Source organism: Pseudomonas fragi (genome assembly GCF_900105835.1).
GTDB lineage: Bacteria > Pseudomonadota > Gammaproteobacteria > Pseudomonadales > Pseudomonadaceae > Aquipseudomonas > Aquipseudomonas fragi.
On the sequence record NZ_LT629783.1, the window covers coordinates 1,197,395 to 1,212,519 of the forward strand.

At 54.2% G+C, this 15,125-nt stretch carries 18 protein-coding genes and 1 pseudogene; 6 read left to right on the forward strand and 13 right to left on the reverse strand.

Translation table 11 applies throughout. The features are described 5' to 3' along the window. Positions 1–3: 3 nt before the first annotated feature. The 12 genes and pseudogenes from BLU25_RS05205 to BLU25_RS23905 all read right to left on the reverse strand — a co-directional run bounded on the left by BLU25_RS05205 (position 4) and on the right by BLU25_RS23905 (position 9,672). Positions 4–219 (reverse strand): hypothetical protein, encoded by a 216-nt coding sequence (locus BLU25_RS05205; protein WP_016781328.1) that lies wholly within the window; start codon positions 217–219, stop codon positions 4–6. Then, positions 210–2,222 (reverse strand): phage terminase large subunit family protein, encoded by a 2,013-nt coding sequence (locus tag BLU25_RS05210; RefSeq protein WP_029611469.1) that lies wholly within the window; start codon positions 2,220–2,222, stop codon positions 210–212. Before BLU25_RS05210 ends, BLU25_RS05205 begins: the two co-directional genes overlap by 10 nt. After that, the gene (locus BLU25_RS05215) at positions 2,185–2,739 is read right to left on the reverse strand and encodes a terminase small subunit (protein WP_016781330.1); all 555 of its coding nucleotides are present in this window, start codon (positions 2,737–2,739) and stop codon (positions 2,185–2,187) included. Before BLU25_RS05215 ends, BLU25_RS05210 begins: the two co-directional genes overlap by 38 nt. A gap of 236 nt (positions 2,740–2,975) precedes the next feature. After that, positions 2,976–3,716 (reverse strand): hypothetical protein, encoded by a 741-nt coding sequence (locus BLU25_RS05220; protein WP_016781331.1) that lies wholly within the window; start codon positions 3,714–3,716, stop codon positions 2,976–2,978. Positions 3,717–3,731: 15 nt separating this feature from the next. Next, positions 3,732–4,055: pseudogene (locus BLU25_RS05225) on the reverse strand (phage holin family protein). 269 nt (positions 4,056–4,324) lie between these two features. Then, positions 4,325–5,374, reverse strand: a complete 1,050-nt coding sequence (locus BLU25_RS05230; RefSeq protein ID WP_016781334.1) for a hypothetical protein — start codon at positions 5,372–5,374, stop codon at positions 4,325–4,327. A gap of 119 nt (positions 5,375–5,493) precedes the next feature. Beyond that, positions 5,494–5,883, reverse strand: coding sequence for an antiterminator Q family protein (locus tag BLU25_RS05235; protein ID WP_016781335.1), 390 nt, complete (start codon positions 5,881–5,883; stop codon positions 5,494–5,496). Between the two features lie 296 nt (positions 5,884–6,179). Next, a complete protein-coding gene (locus BLU25_RS05245; protein WP_016781336.1) occupies positions 6,180–7,508 on the reverse strand; it encodes a tyrosine-type recombinase/integrase in 1,329 nt (442 codons plus the stop codon). Beyond that, on the reverse strand, positions 7,505–7,714 hold the full coding sequence (locus tag BLU25_RS05250; protein ID WP_016781337.1) for a hypothetical protein: 210 nt from the start codon (positions 7,712–7,714) through the stop codon (positions 7,505–7,507). Before BLU25_RS05250 ends, BLU25_RS05245 begins: the two co-directional genes overlap by 4 nt. After that, positions 7,707–8,402: a replication protein P gene (locus BLU25_RS05255; RefSeq protein WP_016781338.1), complete on the reverse strand. Its 696-nt coding sequence runs from the start codon at positions 8,400–8,402 to the stop codon at positions 7,707–7,709. The genes BLU25_RS05250 and BLU25_RS05255 overlap by 8 nt, the downstream gene beginning before the upstream one ends. Next, on the reverse strand, positions 8,399–9,181 hold the full coding sequence (locus tag BLU25_RS05260; RefSeq protein WP_016781339.1) for a helix-turn-helix domain-containing protein: 783 nt from the start codon (positions 9,179–9,181) through the stop codon (positions 8,399–8,401). The genes BLU25_RS05255 and BLU25_RS05260 overlap by 4 nt, the downstream gene beginning before the upstream one ends. A 254-nt stretch (positions 9,182–9,435) precedes the next feature. Next, on the reverse strand, positions 9,436–9,672 hold the full coding sequence (locus BLU25_RS23905) for a transcriptional regulator (RefSeq protein WP_016781340.1): 237 nt from the start codon (positions 9,670–9,672) through the stop codon (positions 9,436–9,438). Positions 9,673–9,702: 30 nt separating this feature from the next. On the opposite strand from BLU25_RS23905, the gene BLU25_RS05270 reads away from it, so the two are divergent. The 6 genes from BLU25_RS05270 to BLU25_RS05295 all read left to right on the forward strand — a co-directional run bounded on the left by BLU25_RS05270 (position 9,703) and on the right by BLU25_RS05295 (position 13,630). Next, a complete protein-coding gene (locus BLU25_RS05270) occupies positions 9,703–10,446 on the forward strand; it encodes a LexA family protein (RefSeq protein ID WP_016781341.1) in 744 nt (247 codons plus the stop codon). 190 nt (positions 10,447–10,636) lie between these two features. Beyond that, positions 10,637–10,885 (forward strand): DUF1654 domain-containing protein, encoded by a 249-nt coding sequence (locus tag BLU25_RS05275; protein ID WP_016781342.1) that lies wholly within the window; start codon positions 10,637–10,639, stop codon positions 10,883–10,885. A 342-nt stretch (positions 10,886–11,227) separates the two neighbouring features. Next, complete coding sequence (locus tag BLU25_RS05280) at positions 11,228–11,611, forward strand: LuxR C-terminal-related transcriptional regulator (protein ID WP_016781343.1); 384 nt, start codon at positions 11,228–11,230, stop codon at positions 11,609–11,611. A 394-nt stretch (positions 11,612–12,005) separates the two neighbouring features. Beyond that, the gene (locus BLU25_RS05285) at positions 12,006–12,353 is read left to right on the forward strand and encodes a hypothetical protein (protein WP_016781345.1); all 348 of its coding nucleotides are present in this window, start codon (positions 12,006–12,008) and stop codon (positions 12,351–12,353) included. Between the two features lie 91 nt (positions 12,354–12,444). Beyond that, the gene (locus BLU25_RS05290) at positions 12,445–12,792 is read left to right on the forward strand and encodes a hypothetical protein (protein WP_016781346.1); all 348 of its coding nucleotides are present in this window, start codon (positions 12,445–12,447) and stop codon (positions 12,790–12,792) included. A gap of 25 nt (positions 12,793–12,817) precedes the next feature. Further along, the gene (locus tag BLU25_RS05295; protein ID WP_016781347.1) at positions 12,818–13,630 is read left to right on the forward strand and encodes a YfdQ family protein; all 813 of its coding nucleotides are present in this window, start codon (positions 12,818–12,820) and stop codon (positions 13,628–13,630) included. 406 nt (positions 13,631–14,036) lie between these two features. Here BLU25_RS05295 and BLU25_RS05305 read toward each other — a convergent pair whose 3' ends face one another. Then, a complete protein-coding gene (locus BLU25_RS05305; RefSeq protein ID WP_016781349.1) occupies positions 14,037–15,074 on the reverse strand; it encodes a hypothetical protein in 1,038 nt (345 codons plus the stop codon). Positions 15,075–15,125 lie beyond the last annotated feature (51 nt).

Genomic DNA, 15,125 nt, shown 5'->3' on the forward strand with positions numbered 1-15,125 from the left:
GACTCACTCAAACACCGCGAGGGAATACCCCGGGCGGCCCCCTGCAAGTGCTCTTTGCTGCGAGGCCAGACGGCGCTCCCACTCAAGTCTGCCCGCACGGATTTGGGGCAAGTCGGCCATCACCTGCTTGCGGCCGTTGAAAGTGATTTCCTTGCCGTCCAGCACGGCCAGCTCGGCCTCCAGATAGCGGTCAATCATGGTTTGCGGGTCTACAGCCATGCGCCTTGTCCTGTGTCGACCCAGCCGCCAACAGATATCGGCTCAGCTGGGGGTTGGTGGGCCGCCGGTTCCGGCTCGGCGGCCGGGGCGGATAGTTCGGCCGGCTCGTCTTGCGGCCGCTCAATGACTTGAGGCAGCCCCCTTGAAAGCTCGTCCAGATCCAGACCAAAACGCTGCTGGCTGATCCGTAGCGCCGCGATGGCGTACACGTAACAGTCCAGCGCCTCGTTACGCCGCTTGCTGGCATCCCAACGGAACACCCGGCGCCCCCTGACCACGACCCACTTTTTGCTTTCCGAGGTGAGCTGCTTCAGCTCGGCCTCATCGCAGATGTTGTCGTCGGCAGGGAAATGCACGCAGCCAGGTACCGGCTGATCGCCGTCTGGCTGGATTTTGAGACGGTTGTAAATAATCTCTTTGGCGTTGTCGGTGCCCACCTCGGTGAGGTAGGTCTTGCTCTTCTTTTCTTTCTTGCGCGGGAAGTTGGCAATGGGCTTGCCGTAGACGCTTGCACCGAAAATCGGAATGACCCAATGCACGCCATGTTTGCGGCTTTCCAGCCGCACCTCGTCCGAGTAGTGGCCGCCGGAGTCCCAGCACCATCGCTCGACGCCCATCACCTGACCATCGGCCCGGGTGAACTGGCGGTGCAGCTCCACGCCCACCTTTTTGCGCAGCACCTGACTGGCCGGGTCGCCGTACAGAATGAATCGGTAAACCAGCCAACTTTCCTCACCGGCGCCGAACGCCCAGACACGGCCCTCGTAACGGTCGTCCTGCGTGTCGATGGAACCGAACAGCGCCACGGCGCGGCCCGGTACTTGTGCGCCGTAGTTCTCGCGACGGTCGCGCAACTGCTCCCAGTCGACCTTTTCCGTCTGGTCTTCTTCCCAGACTTCGCCCAGCGTCGTGTTTACAAAGGTCTTGAGCTTGCCCAAGTCCTTGCCGACCTCGATCCGCTCGGCCGCAATATCCACCCAAGTGGTGAACGTCGAATAAATCGTCCAGATATGAAACGTGACCGAGCGCGGCGTGGGGATCGGCTGGTCATCCGCGCCGAACCACTCCATGCCGTTGCGCGTCCATATGCCCGTGCGTTCGCAGATGTAACGCCCGAACTGGGCCGCCTCGACCATTTCGTGATATTCAAAAGTACCGCCCTGACAGTGCTCGCACAGATACCAAGCGTTCTCGACTTCGCCCAGCTCGTTGGTGCACCACTTGAGCCCGTAAGGCTCATCCTTGCCGCCCCACTTCAGGTGCTGTTCACCTTCACAGCACGGCGGTTTGATATGGAATCGCAGGTAGTGCGGCGACTTCTCGGCCGCCCGGCTGATCTGGCATTGGCCGGCGATACCCAGCGTTGAGCCGCGTATGGATTTCTTGTAGGTTGCACCCTCAAGGCGCTTGTCCCCCAAAGAGGTGGGCGAGCCCTCCCCCTCAATGTCGTGGTCGAACTTCGACAGCTCGTCGTAGATCACCTCGTCCGGGCTTTTCTCCCGGTAGTTGCGCGCTGCCTTGCCGCCCAGGCACCACAGCATCTTCTGGTTATCGAAACGCTTGGCGTCTTGCGTGTTGTCGCTGTGCTTGCGGCCGAACCACGGTGCCAGGGCCAGCAGCACCGGAACGTCACGGATCATCGTGTCGACGTGCCGTTTCATCAGCTCGTCAGCGTCGGGATCGGTCGGGCAGTAGCTCAGCACGTTGCGTTTTTTGTGCTGAATCTTGTAGCCGATGTTGGCCATCAGCATCTTGGTGTAACCCACGCGAGCCGACTTGTGCAGGTTGAACACCCGAATCAGGTCATTGCCCATAGCGTTGAGGATCGCCACCTGAAACGCGGCCGTCACCCAGCGGCCTTGCTGATAAGAGGACTCCGACGACAGATAAAAATGCGTGTCGGCCCACTCCACCGCCGTCAGCGGCGGCTCTTTGTACAGTGCATTGAGTCCCCGTCGAACGGCGTCAGCCAGCGCCCTCATCCAGGGTGGCGATGTAGTCATCCAAAATCTCCGGTATGGCTTCGGACAACCCAGCAGCCTCGTTACGGGTTACGGCAATCTCGCGCTCAAGCGCCTCCAAATGCCGAATGGCAATGTCGGGGTGCTTGCGCTTCAAACTCTTGGGAATGGTGTCCAGGGTGGAGCCCAACATGGCGGCCAGACGGCCAAGGGCAAACACCATGAAATCGACCGGGACCAGCTCTTTTTCAGTGACAAGGTTTTTGCGTTCTTGAGCTGTCGCCTGACCGGCAGTCAGACGCAAACGCTCTTGCAACAAGCGGTACTCAATGAACGGGTCGATGGTTTCGCCATCGGGGCCGGCAGGTTGGTGTTTTACGCCCTGATGCTTGAGCCGGTTATCGAGAATAGAACGGACGTCGTAGAACGACTCGCGACCTACTTTCGCGATGGCCTCAACGCCCCATTTGTCGAAGGCTTGAACAGAAATCCCGAGACTTTCTGCCATGCGTTTTTTGTTCAGCCAGAACGGCTGTCGTGCGATTGATGTATTGGCCATAACTAAACAACAACCAACCTCTGAAAATTCTCGTACATAGCGTAAGAGCGGGGCCCGAATTACCCCCATCCCCCCACCCCCTCAGGAGTACCTTTTCAAAAATAAAAAGAGGGGGGAATTAAAAAATCAATAAAAATATGCAAAAATACACAAAAATGAAAAAAACAAGCAATTTTATGTATTTATTGCTCTTTTTAATTATTTTCGATGATTATCACTGCATTTAGCGACAATCTTTAGCGGGGGAGTGCAGTAGACATGGCAAAGTCCAGCGCATCAGCAAAAACCCGATCTTTATGGGCCGTGACAATGTTCTCAGCGATCTTGAAGAACGGGAAAATGGTCCGATACACAGGCGCGCTATCACTGAAGATGAACACAGGGCGGACTGCTGCACCCCACTTCGTGTTCATGCGCTCCCACACCCCCGACTCATCACCTACAACACCGCCAAAGTAGCGCCTGTTACCCTTGGCCATACTGCGCTTACTGCCTGTGGCGTTCGCCTTGAAACCGCTACTGGTTTCGGCAGCGCCCATACCAGACAGCACCTTGGTCATCAGCCCCCGGGACACGTTGCCGTATTGATTGAGGAAAGACACTGAGGGCAGCGCGTACTGGCCTGACTTCATAATCCCCCGGGCTATCAACGCTTTCTCAAATCGCTTATGTGGCCGCACACCCCCAAAGACCGCCTGCTGCAGGTATGCGTCCGCCGGTATCCCAGTGGTCCAGGAGTCCTTGAACCAGACCTGCGCCGGCTTGCCCTTAGTGGCGGGCCTTACAAACAGGCTATTGAGCGTGGTCGGGGTGGGCCGATCGAGGCGCTTGCGCATCACCGAAAGCTCACCCTTTTTGACCAGCTGGGCCAAATTTGTCGCAGTTTTGAGCAACACAAAGGGAATGTGACGGCGCTGCAGCTCCATTGCCGACTTGGTCAGCGGGGCGCTATCGACGTCAATATCAAGCTTGAACATTTGGCCGTCTTCCCACTATGAATTACGAGAGTCGATTCCGGCTTTCTTCGCCAAGAACTGGGTATAGAGACCACCAGCCACATCGGCACCAATCACGGCAATGACAATGCCCAAGCCTGCGGCCAGGTACAGATTGCTCCATACCGCCAGCGCGAGTAGCAGTGTTGCCATGCCCAGCAGACCCGATGCCAGAAAACGAAGGGCAACACGTTGCAGAATCTACCGAAGCCTCAGGTCAGTGCCTGAAGCTCGCAACATTTCCCCGGACAAACCGGCCATGCTCAACAAAACCAATAGCCATAGGGGCACATCGGCGAGAGCCTGCTGCTCAGTGTTCATCTGCGGTCCTCAATAAATCCGGCCTCCATGACTCAGTCATCCGCTTGGAGCAAAGAGACTGGCATCGGGCCGAAAACGAAAAAGCCCCGGCAAATGCCGAGGCTTATAGATAGGGAACAAAAAACCCGGCTCAGTGGCCGGGTTTTGGAAGCGTCTCGCTGCGTTCACAGCAATTCACGCTGCTATGAAAACAAATCTATTCCGCGTGGAAAAGCTTTTTAATGTGATTACTCAATTGCTTCTCGATTCCCGCTAGAGATTCAGCTTATCTATTGCTTACGCTCAAATAAATTTGGAATTATTTTTATGAGATCTTTGCTGAGCTGAGACTCGGCCTTCGCCCTTTCCAACTCTACCGTAGTCTGGCCTTTTTCCAACACAAAATTCCGCTCCGTCTTTGAAAGAGACTCGATGGAGAATTTTAAGGCGTCCTCATTTTTAGTCACGTAAGCAAACTCAGCAGCAGTTAACTTAGATTCGATATTGGTAAGTTCATTTTGAAAATATTTTATTTCCGACAGCCCATTACGATAAAGCCGTAAGAAAAAGTAAGCAAAAACTTCTACAAAGACCACCAGCATCACCCTAGGAATAACGGGCAATACTAAGTTCTTGTAAAACTTAACATTCGACTCCTCCCCTTCAGACGCTAAAGCCTTCAACAAGGTTGAAGTATCTAACATAGACACCGTAGACCAAAGGAGCCATAGGCCTCCTGCGGTTATTAACATGCCTATCAGGAGGTTGATATTTGAGCGCAAACGTAAATCAGAGATCTCACGCTTCAACCGTTCTACACTACTTCTAGAAAAAGAAGTTAGCCGCTCCAAACCTAAACCGTCAACCAGCTCTGCCTTTAGTCGACTCACCTCACTTTCAAAAATCCCCTTGATAGCCTCCGCTCCAGAATGTTTTATTATATCCTCGATAACGGCGCATCTTTCAGCCTCTGACAATCCTTTGAGCGCATCAAGCTCGTCAATCTTCTTGTTTAAAATTTCAATTTTTTTTGCCGCTTCTTGACGATGCAAATTCAGCTCATCAAACATACCCCTAACGTCTTTAGTATCTATATGCGCCCTACTACTTTTCGCATCTACCCTTGCACCTCCAGATTGCAGATATAAAAAAGCAAACATAAAAACCGAAAGAAAAAGAGTAACTATTGGTATAACCCGACCATAAGAAAAATTTTCCAGCATAAAAGAAAATGGACTTGAGAAAAACGACAGCATCGTAAACGTAGCTAAAATTACAGCAGTTACAAAAATCAACTTGAACGGGTCAGTACTTCTTGTCACTTGATTGCTGGCCTTCACGCGCTACCCCTTCCTTTTGATGGAAAACCCCGAAAAACACAAAAAAAACAAAGACACCGCAAGGAAATCGCTTTTACGGTGCGCTCTGTTTTTCATTCGCAAAAAATGATCAGCAAACTCTAAGCGGCTTGACGCACTTCATCAATAGCGCAGTCTATCCAAGCGGTTCCGGCCCTCGCTAACTCCCTAGCCTTCCCCTCACTAATTCCGTAATGCTTGCCCACTCGCATCATGGGCCATTTGGCACCGTAATATAGCCAGATAATATCACCCATCTGCTGGTCGCGGTGCGCGAGCTTGGCCACCGCATTGTCGATGGCAATAGCCCAGTCATCAGTAATACAGTAGTTCTTGCTTGCTGCCGGCTGTGCCACCGCTTGACGCATCAACGCTAAAGTCGGAGATGTGTAGCCAGGCACCACCATTCCATCCATCCTCCACCAGCCCCACTGCTCAAGTAGGTACTCGGTGTCTCCCAATGGTCGACCTGCAGGCTTACGAATCATCATGTTCTCAATCTCCTGTGTAATTTGTGCCACCCGATCCCAAGCGATTCGCTTGTTCGTACTGGCTGTGCGGCCCTGCCATAGTTTGCGAACAGTTCAGCGCCAAAATTTCACGCTGAGCCTGCTGCAATTTGATACTTAATTGGGTGACTAACTCGCCCGAAGAAAGCACCAACTTTCTACCCCTAACAACCCAACCCGAGCTGTTGCAATCAGTAAAAACGGGTTCATAAAACAGCCCTTTCACCACCGCCTTCCCCTTGCAGATCGAGCAAGACTCCAGCTCGATCCGCTCTCGCCTAAAGCCACGCCCCTGCCCTTTCTGCATGTTTTGAAACCTCGCCTATGGTTGTTTTCTGAATAGCGCTGCAAGCCTCACCGTTAGCGGCTTCCAGCGTATTACCGGATTCTCCGAATCTAACGCCTGTCTGCCCGTGGATCAGGCTGAAACCCTTCTCGTCTAGATGGGCATGCCACTTCTCCAGCGCGTCACGCTTGCGGTTCATCACGTCCGATTGGATGTACACCTTCACGTTGTGGCCCATCGCGTGGTTGATCAGCAGCTCACCGATCAGGTGGTCGATGCCGAGGACTGCCCAGCCAGTACGAGCCAACTTGCGCAAGTCATGGCTGGTCCACTCGCCCTTGCCCAACCGGGTGAACACGGCACTGGCCTGCCCTTCGCTCAACGCCTTGCCATTGCGCGCAGGGAACAGGTACTGGCCGTCATAGCCGCGGGCGGTTTGGGTGTCGCGGTACTGGATCAACAGAGCCCGTACCTGGTCGGTCAGTGGCAGGTGATGCTCCACGCCGGTCTTAGTGTGCTCGGCCGGAATGAACCACTCGCGTTCGGCCAGACTGATATGCGGCCAGCGCGCTTGCCGGGTCTCCCCTATTCGCGTGCCGTGACAAAGCATCATCAGGGCCAGCATGGCGTCAGCCGGTTCGCTGTCCATGACCTGCTCCAGCTCGGCCAGCAGATCCTGCAGTTGCACACCACGCAGCCGAGACGGCTTGATCCCGACCTTGGCTTTGGAGAAGTCGCTGAACTTGATGGCAGTCATCGGGTTGGACGTGATCAGCCCCAGCTTCAACGCCTGCCGGAATGCCAGGGCCAGTAACTGGAACGCCAGACGCACGTAGTCGATGGAAAGTGCTTCCTGCAGGGGCCACATGAACAGGGTATCGAGAGTGGCCTTGTTGACCTCCACCAGTGGCAAGTCACCCAGGCGCGGCAGCAGGTGGCACTTCATGGCCGAGGCGCCGGTGTTCTTGCGCTTGGCCGACAGGCTGCGATCACGGGCCATGCGATCGGCGTACCAGGTGAGCAATTCTCCCGTGGTGACCCACTGGGAAATGGTCGAGCCCGCATCAGCCGACACACGCAGCCGAACGGCCGGCAGTTCAGCCAACACCTGCTTGGCGCTCAAATCCGGGAACGCGCCGATGCGATGCCAACGGCGTTTGTTGAGCAAGTACCATGAGCCACGGGTGCGATTTTTGGAGAAGCGAAAGTGCAACGCCGGGTGACCGGCATCGCGCAGGTCGCGCACATGCTCAAGCTTTGCATTGCGGCCAATCTCGGCGTCGGACAGCTTCACGGTCAGGGTTTTGATTTTGGTGTTCATCGCCCCGCTCCCACAGGTGATTGCAGGTCCACCACTTCAAAGGTACTGGGCCACATCAGCCCGCCAAAGTGCTTTGCCGCGCTTTCGTGCTCAAAAAGGGCCACGGCCCGGTCGGGTTTGTGGCTCAAGTCGAGCTTGTACGAACAGCAATGAACGGCCCAGCGATAGGCGCTCGGTTCAACCGGGGCCAGATGAGGGTTAGGCATGTGCAGCACCTCCCGAACGCATGGCCCGCAGCGCCGCCAGCGCCTTGTTGCCCACTTCAGGCGCGCTGCGTTCAATGGCCCGTGGCGGCAATGCCAGCGGCATTTTCTGCAACGGCAGGCCCGCCAGAATGCGGCGCACCGTGATCGTGTAATTGCGCTCAAACAGCTTGATGCTCAGGTCATGGGACAGCCGGTTGAGGTTTTCAAAACCGCACTCTTTGGCCGTATGCCACACCGCATCGTGAGACCACTTAGCCTGGCCGGCCATCGACGGATGCGCGTTACGGCAAGCCTCGCGGTGTGCCGTAGCCAACCTCGGCAGGCCAAGCATTTCCGCTGTAGGCGTACACCAACCGATAAACACGCCCACGTTCGGCACAAAGTCCTTGGCGGCTTGGCGCGCCTGCATCAGGCCGAAGCGCAGTTGCTCAGTGCTGCAGATCCCTGCTTCGAGAAAACCGCGCATCCACTGCTGCTTGGCGGCTTTGTAGGTCGCCATATCCGGCCAAGCCTGCTTCCATGCCGGGAAGATCGATCGCAGTTCGCGGAATAGCCCGTTGATGACCTTGGCCGTGGCCTGGGACAGCTCGGCGGCGGGCTGGATGTTTTCGCTTTCACCGGCAGCGATAAATTGGCCGGTCTGCACCTTGGCCCACAGGCCGGTGGCGATTACTGAAACTTGGTTCACTTGGCACCTCCATTGATCCAACTGGTGTCTTCATCGTCATACCCGGGCGCCCCGGTCTGAACCACAGCACCGGCGGTCTTCACCCGCTCACGCTTGATCCAGGTAACCAGCCGGAAACACCAGCCCGCCGCGCTATCGACAGTTGAAGGCTTGGCAACGTGAAAGCCCTTGAAGCCTGAAATGACTTCATCGGTCAGCGAGTCAGATGGCAGACCAGCGATGGCAAGCTGATCGGCTAATGCCTTCGTCGCAGGCTCCCACTGAGCGAACATGGCAAAGCGTTGGCGATCATCGGCAGCGAGTGTTTGCTGATCCTGCTCGGCTATCACAGCATCCAAGTCGCGCTGCTGCTCTTTGGTTACTTGATGGTTAAGTGGTGGTTTGGGTGCAGAATCTGCACCCCGCTCTGTCGAAATCTGCACCCCGTTGTGTTGTAGGTTGCACCCCGGTACGTCGAAATCTGCACCCCGCTTTAAGCGGGGTGCAGCATTTGCACCCCGTAAAAGCTGAAGGTCGTACACAACCGGACGGCGGTCGTGCTGATCGATATAAACCGCAGCAAGTGCCTGGTTCCCGCGAACGATCCAACCGGCCTCACGCAAGAGGTCGAGTTTGTAACGAACAGTTCGCTCGGAAAGACCGGTGTCTTCGCTCAGGCGGTTTACAGAAGGGAATGTGCCGCGACCATCTGCACTTGCGTAGTTGGCCAAACACAGCAGGACGTGACGCGCACTTGAATCGGACAGTTCCGTTTTGGCGATTTGAAGCGCCCAGGACATTGCTTGAACGCTCACTGAATAACTCCACATGGCTTTTCAGACGAGGCATGAGCCTCCTCGTTTGATACCTCCACTGAACGCATGCGAACGTCAGCGGCATTGCGCGAAAACCGGATAATGCTCATAATCAATCTCGTAAATTGTTGTGAAGAAGCCGGTCTAGCCACCGGCTTTTTTTTGCCTGAAATCTGGTAACTGGATGGATTAACAGCTAATCCGAGGTGCTATTTCCGGGCTGGAAACAAGCGGATAATTCACTCACTCGATGCTTCAAGTGCTTCCAGGGGATAGAGGTCTGGCCGCAACTGGTGTCGAGTCACTTCCCCCTTCACGGCCTTCTCAAATGGGATGACGAGGTCAGCAGGAACCCGCTGGTTACGGTTGATGCACTGCCAGATACGCGGCTGACTCGTGTTGCAGCGGCGAGCCAACTCAGCCTGCCCTCCTGCGAGTCGAACCACCTGGTCTATGGGTCTTTCTTTGCCTGGCATGAATAAGTGCCTCAATGAATCGTGGCAAAAATGATAACTCAAGTTATAAAAACAACCAACACATGTTATTTGAATGCCGATAACGTGTGTTTTAACCTTCAGAACATGCGAACAAACAACGAAAGCCTTAAAGACCGTATTCACGCCAAGCGCGTTGAGCTCAATTTGAGCCAGCAGCAGCTCGCGGAAAGGGCGCATGTCAGCCAGGTAACGATCCAGCACTTGGAGAGCGGGCGTAATGCCACGTCCAAGCGACTGGTCGATATTGCCAAAGCATTGGGGGTGAGCGCCGAATGGCTCACATCGGGAAAGGAAGCACCTCAACAATCTGATAGCGACTCCAGCAACCTGCGGATGATCGCTCAGCCAAACCAGATTTTTCGCTATCCAGTCATAAGCTGGGTCGCCGCAGGCGCCTGGGCTGAAGCCGTGGAAGCCTATCCGCCCGGCTTTGCAGACCGCTATGAAATGTCAGATTACGACTCGAAAGGTCCAGCCTTCTGGCTGGAGGTCAAGGGCGACTCCATGACCTCCCCGGTAGGAGTTAGCGTGCCTGAAGGCATGCTGATTTTGGTTGATACCGAAGCCGAGGTTCGGTCAGGAAAACTGGTTGTTGCCAAGCTGGCTGACAGCAATGAAGCAACATTCAAAAAGCTTGTTGAGGATGGTGGCAAGACCTATTTGAAGCCTCTAAACCCAGCCTATCCAATTGCAGTGTGCGCAGATGACTGCCGAATCATCGGAGTAGCAGTTCGCATGATGGGCAAGCTGTAACCTCCCCCAACACAGCCCTGAGATTTTCTAAATCTTCAAAAAGCCGGCCCAGCGCCGGCTTTTTCATGCCCGCCAAAACACTGACAAGCCTTCTACTTTGGCCTTTTGGGCAATCTGCCATTGCTCGAACGGGGAGATTTCCTTAGAATCCGAAAGCTGTATATATATACAGCTATTCAAGGAGATAGTTATGGCTGCAAGCAGTTCCGTTACAGCAAAAACCATTGGTACTTACGAACTGATGGGGCTACGAATACAGAAAATAGTGAACTCCCACGCAGCGCAGAAAACACGTTGCGCAATCGTATCTAAAGGGGTGAATGAGCTGGACGAAGACTGGAGCCAGCTTCTCAGTGATCTTGAAGAAACAGACGGAGTGAAGGTTGCGCTGACCGAGACTGGCGCCGCGAAAATTACCTGGCAATCTCCCGACGAATAATCCTCCCCCTGCAAAGAGCCCGCTAGCTGCGGGTTTTTTTGTGCCCCTCACAAAAAATATAACCTAGGTTATTGACACAATTAAAACTCAGGTTATCATTCGGCCCATAACTTGAGTTATAAGCCAGTACCGAACAGCTCAAGCGAAACCTCAGGGGCAACCTTGGCGCTCTTTAAAAATCTGCAGACACTCCCTGACGCCATACGGCTTCGAGCTCAGGGACCAACACCTGACAAGGCATCGCTTACGCCACAGTTATTCGGCGTTCAAGCTTGCCAACGGACACTTTCACTGCTGCACCTGGCTTGCCGGGTGCATCGGGAAAACAACCGGGAAGACATCATGGAATCGACAATCGTAGACGGTGCATGGAAAGGCCACCTCGGCCGAGGCCTTGCGCCGCGGGAACTGCAATTCGTGCTTTCAGTTGCACAAGGACTGACCGCCAAAGAGATCGCCAGAGCGTTCGGTATTGCACCGGGAACAGTAGTCAAACGACTGGCCTGCGCCATGTACAAGCTCGGCGTTCACCGTCAGGGTGCAATGGTTGCCGAAGCGATGCGCCGGCAGATCATCACCCCGCTCTGCTTGTTACTGGCTGGCCTGATAGCAATGCATGCAGCTACGGATAGTCAAATGTCACGCCGCGACCGCCGCCCCTCAGAACGCCGCTTTGCGGAAATGCGTCTGGTACGACGCGCCGAAGCGCTTGAGCTGACCGTATAACCCGAATCAACCAGCGCCACGACAGCCTGTCGCTAACTGCCCGAGCCCCTGGTACACCCCAGCATCAGGTCGTATCGGTCTGATCTTCGGCATTATCCCGCCTGAGTACAGACCAATGCGGACGCCAACCCAGCAGACGCTGGACACCTGCATTACCCCTGCCCTGCTGACCATTAACACGGAGGACTCCGCCATGCACAAGTAAACAAAGACGGGCACGCCCGCACAGCCAGGCTCTTACATACGGTGGCGTTTTAAGAGTGCAGCACAGCCCGGTTTCGACTGGGCTTTTTAATACCTGCGTTTATTCGTCAGCACTCCATTGCGCGCCCATCAGCAAACAGCGCGATGGTTGAGTGCTGACGAATAACCGTAACCCTGTCGAGGATCGACCATGCACCAATCAATCGCCCAGCGCATCACCGTTCTCGACGGGTTGCGCGCACGTGCCCACCAGGCCACGGCCGAGTTCTACCAAAAGCCCGGTGTACAACCTCCGCCACTCGCACCGCTGATCATCGTGCGCCCAAGCGGCAACAACACCTTCTCGCTGATCAATCGGGCTACTGGCGTGGTCGTAGCCGAGCGCTTCGGCCACAACAATGCAACTGCTCATGCTCATGAGCTGGAGGCAAAAGAAGCGCAGTTCAACGTTAAGCAGTTCGGAAAATTTCTGAGCAGTTGGACTTTGCGCTTTGGCATCACGCTGACCGTGTTCGCCTTCTTCGGTAGTCACATGTGAAACGCGTCAACGCATCCGCACAACGACGCCTTCGCCAGTCCCAACACCACTTGCCGCCAAGCGGACTCCAAGCCAGACCGGAGCAACAGCCATGTCCAAACCTACCGATACCGCGCAGTTTCTCGAAGACCTCAATGGCGGTGCTTTCATCAGCCAAATCGGCCATGCACTCTCAGAAGTAGCTGCGGGCGTAGTGGACCACGGTAAAGCCGGGAAGCTGGTGATTACCCTCGACTTCACCCAGATCGGCGAGTCCAGCCAGGTAAAGATCAATCACAAGTTGGATTACAAGGTTCCCACAAAGCGTGGAACTCGCAGCGAAAACACCCGCCTCGATACCCCTATGCATGTCGGTACCGGCGGCAGCATCACCATGTTTCCTGAAAAGCACGACCAGCTTTTCAGCCGAGAAGAAGCCCCAATCACCCCGCGCACTTAAACCCGCTCTCACAGGTACTTGAACCATGTCCCTAAGCCAAGAAGCAATTCAACTAATCACCGACACAGCCCTTTTGGCTGCTGGCAAAACTCTATCGACCTATTCGCCAACGGCCGTCCTGCCTGAAGGCGTGAAAGTGGTTGATCTGGAAAAGTACCACATGGGCCGCAGCCGCTTCCGTGGTGTGCTTTCCACTAACTCCCTGATTGATTTCAGTACCTACGTCAAAGAACGCGCTATTGAAGGCTCGCGCGGCTTTATCGATCAGGACGACATGACCTGCACACTGATCTTCAACCTGGGCACCAACATTGCGCCCGGGCATGCAGATGATCGCGCAGTTCTGCGTCTCAAGCCGTCAGCAGGTTACAAGGCTGTCCAAGGCATCCCCGGGCGCGCGCTGTCGCAGAAAGACCTAAGCGATTGGATCGAAGACTGGAATGCCTCGTTGAACGCCACTGACGAAGCCGGCCAGACGATGAGCATCGCCAAGGCCATTGCAGCGGTGCGAACCATCACCATCAAAGCCTCATCGGAAAGCGATCACGCTGTCAGCGAAACCCGTACCAGTCGCAGCGCCATGGACCAGATCGAAGCCACCAGCAAAGAGACCCTGCCCGCATCATTGGTGTTCTCGGTAGTGCCTTACGAAGGCTTGAGCGTGCGCAACATCACTTTGCGCTTATCCGTCATCACCAGCGGCGCCCAGCCAATGCTGAAACTGCGCTGGATCGGCGAAGAAGTTCAGCGAGAAGAAATCGCTCAAGAATTCAAGTCAGTGCTCGATGCGCAGATTGGGGCAGCGACTCCGCTTACGCTCGGCACTTTCGCCGCCTAAATAACCAGATTCATAGAGGTATTCCGAAATGAATCCCGAAGTGATCACTCTCAGAGCAAAGACACGATAATCAAGATCCCCGCGCCTTGCAGGAAATGCTTAGCGTGGCAAGCGTTCGCCCAAGTGATGCCACCCGCGGTCAATGTGAGATTGACCTCTTCGAACTCGGGCTCAAGTAGGGCTCTAGTTGGCTGGGTCAATACAGATTCAACGACTGCCGGGAAGAAGCGCACACCGATGCTCATCCCATAGCCAAAAAAATCCGGACTTCCTTCAGCAACCAGTACAAGCAACCGGTGATTGGCTAAGAGGTGCTGCACTTCAGCGGTGGGGAGCTAGTTAGCGGAAACCGTGCGCAGACTGATAACGGGGCGTGCGCCCGCATGTACTTCGCAATGACACAGATCTAATCCTGATCAGGGCCGGACGCAGGAGGAAGGGGGGCTCCTGGTCTCCACATCCTGCTGCGCGGCTCCCCCACTTTTGTTGAGAGCTCAACGAAATATTTAGCTACGCGCATATCATCTTCATCAGAGCCTGGCCATAACATTGGTATCGACGAATTACTTGAGCGTTCGCAAAAAGCAATATGAGAAAGAAGTAAAAATACTCTTATAAAATTGGCGGGCGATGCAAAATCATTTTTTAACAGGTGAAGAATCAGATGCCTATTAAAACCATCTGACGCATCACGGCTACGACGATACAATACCTTTTTAAAAAAAATTCTGAATGCATTCATTACATCGCATTGGGGATTTGCATGCGTTAAGAAATCTAAACGAACCTCATTAGAGCCAAATGACCCAGGATAAATTGAAATGTCACTTGCTTCACGCTCACCATGCTTAACAATCATATCGCCTAGCCTGGCAACAAAATCTTCACTCTTGATATTTGCGTCAGTGTGACTCAGTACGATTTCTTGGACATTCCTTAATCCACCCTCTACAACCGGCAATAAAGCCATTACAGCCACATGATCGAGCTCCATATAATAAGCTTCAAGACTTTCATAGATAATCTGAATATAAGGACGCAAGGACTGGCTATTTTCGAAATATTTTAGTACGTAAGTAGATGCCACTGCCGGGGTAAAAAGATCTATCAACCATTTGTCAGCATCCTTGTTATCCGAACTAGAGACCTCATGTATTTGATTGATGAGATCGCCAAGCCCCAAAAACAAAGGAATCGGTATATTTTTCTGGATAGCCCTTTCTTGACAAGTAGTAACTCGCACACGCCGAGAGTTCATGTAAGAAACGCTGCGCTCGGAAAGAAAAGCTTTTGCCCCCAAGCTGTCGACAACAAAACCGTCAACTTGGCCATATGAGAATGGGCTGAGCTGAAAGTCCAGCCCTTTCCGCAACAGACTGGATTCTATTATCTCTTCATTTAAATATTCTTGCTTATAAAGCCAACTCAACACGTCCTTTAGCATGCCCAATCTCCACGTTATGGCCAGTAAACCTACATTACCAATACCCTACAC

Bases quoted from the DNA above. Each gene is read 5' to 3' on its own strand.
- BLU25_RS05260 (WP_016781339.1), bottom strand. From the start codon at position 9,181: ATGTCCTGGGCGCTTCAAATCGCCAAAACGGAACTGTCCGATTCAAGT.
- BLU25_RS23905 (WP_016781340.1), bottom strand. From the start codon at position 9,672: ATGCCAGGCAAAGAAAGACCCATAGACCAGGTGGTTCGACTCGCAGGA.
- BLU25_RS05270 (WP_016781341.1), top strand. From the start codon at position 9,703: ATGATAACTCAAGTTATAAAAACAACCAACACATGTTATTTGAATGCC.
- BLU25_RS05245 (WP_016781336.1), bottom strand. From the start codon at position 7,508: ATGAACACCAAAATCAAAACCCTGACCGTGAAGCTGTCCGACGCCGAG.
- BLU25_RS05215 (WP_016781330.1), bottom strand. From the start codon at position 2,739: ATGGCCAATACATCAATCGCACGACAGCCGTTCTGGCTGAACAAAAAA.
- BLU25_RS05235 (WP_016781335.1), bottom strand. From the start codon at position 5,883: ATGATGATTCGTAAGCCTGCAGGTCGACCATTGGGAGACACCGAGTAC.
- BLU25_RS05275 (WP_016781342.1), top strand. From the start codon at position 10,637: ATGGCTGCAAGCAGTTCCGTTACAGCAAAAACCATTGGTACTTACGAA.
- BLU25_RS05285 (WP_016781345.1), top strand. From the start codon at position 12,006: ATGCACCAATCAATCGCCCAGCGCATCACCGTTCTCGACGGGTTGCGC.
- BLU25_RS05205 (WP_016781328.1), bottom strand. From the start codon at position 219: ATGGCTGTAGACCCGCAAACCATGATTGACCGCTATCTGGAGGCCGAG.
- BLU25_RS05290 (WP_016781346.1), top strand. From the start codon at position 12,445: ATGTCCAAACCTACCGATACCGCGCAGTTTCTCGAAGACCTCAATGGC.
- BLU25_RS05305 (WP_016781349.1), bottom strand. From the start codon at position 15,074: ATGCTAAAGGACGTGTTGAGTTGGCTTTATAAGCAAGAATATTTAAAT.
- BLU25_RS05295 (WP_016781347.1), top strand. From the start codon at position 12,818: ATGTCCCTAAGCCAAGAAGCAATTCAACTAATCACCGACACAGCCCTT.
- BLU25_RS05210 (WP_029611469.1), bottom strand. From the start codon at position 2,222: ATGACTACATCGCCACCCTGGATGAGGGCGCTGGCTGACGCCGTTCGA.
- BLU25_RS05280 (WP_016781343.1), top strand. From the start codon at position 11,228: ATGGAATCGACAATCGTAGACGGTGCATGGAAAGGCCACCTCGGCCGA.
- BLU25_RS05250 (WP_016781337.1), bottom strand. From the start codon at position 7,714: ATGCCTAACCCTCATCTGGCCCCGGTTGAACCGAGCGCCTATCGCTGG.
- BLU25_RS05220 (WP_016781331.1), bottom strand. From the start codon at position 3,716: ATGTTCAAGCTTGATATTGACGTCGATAGCGCCCCGCTGACCAAGTCG.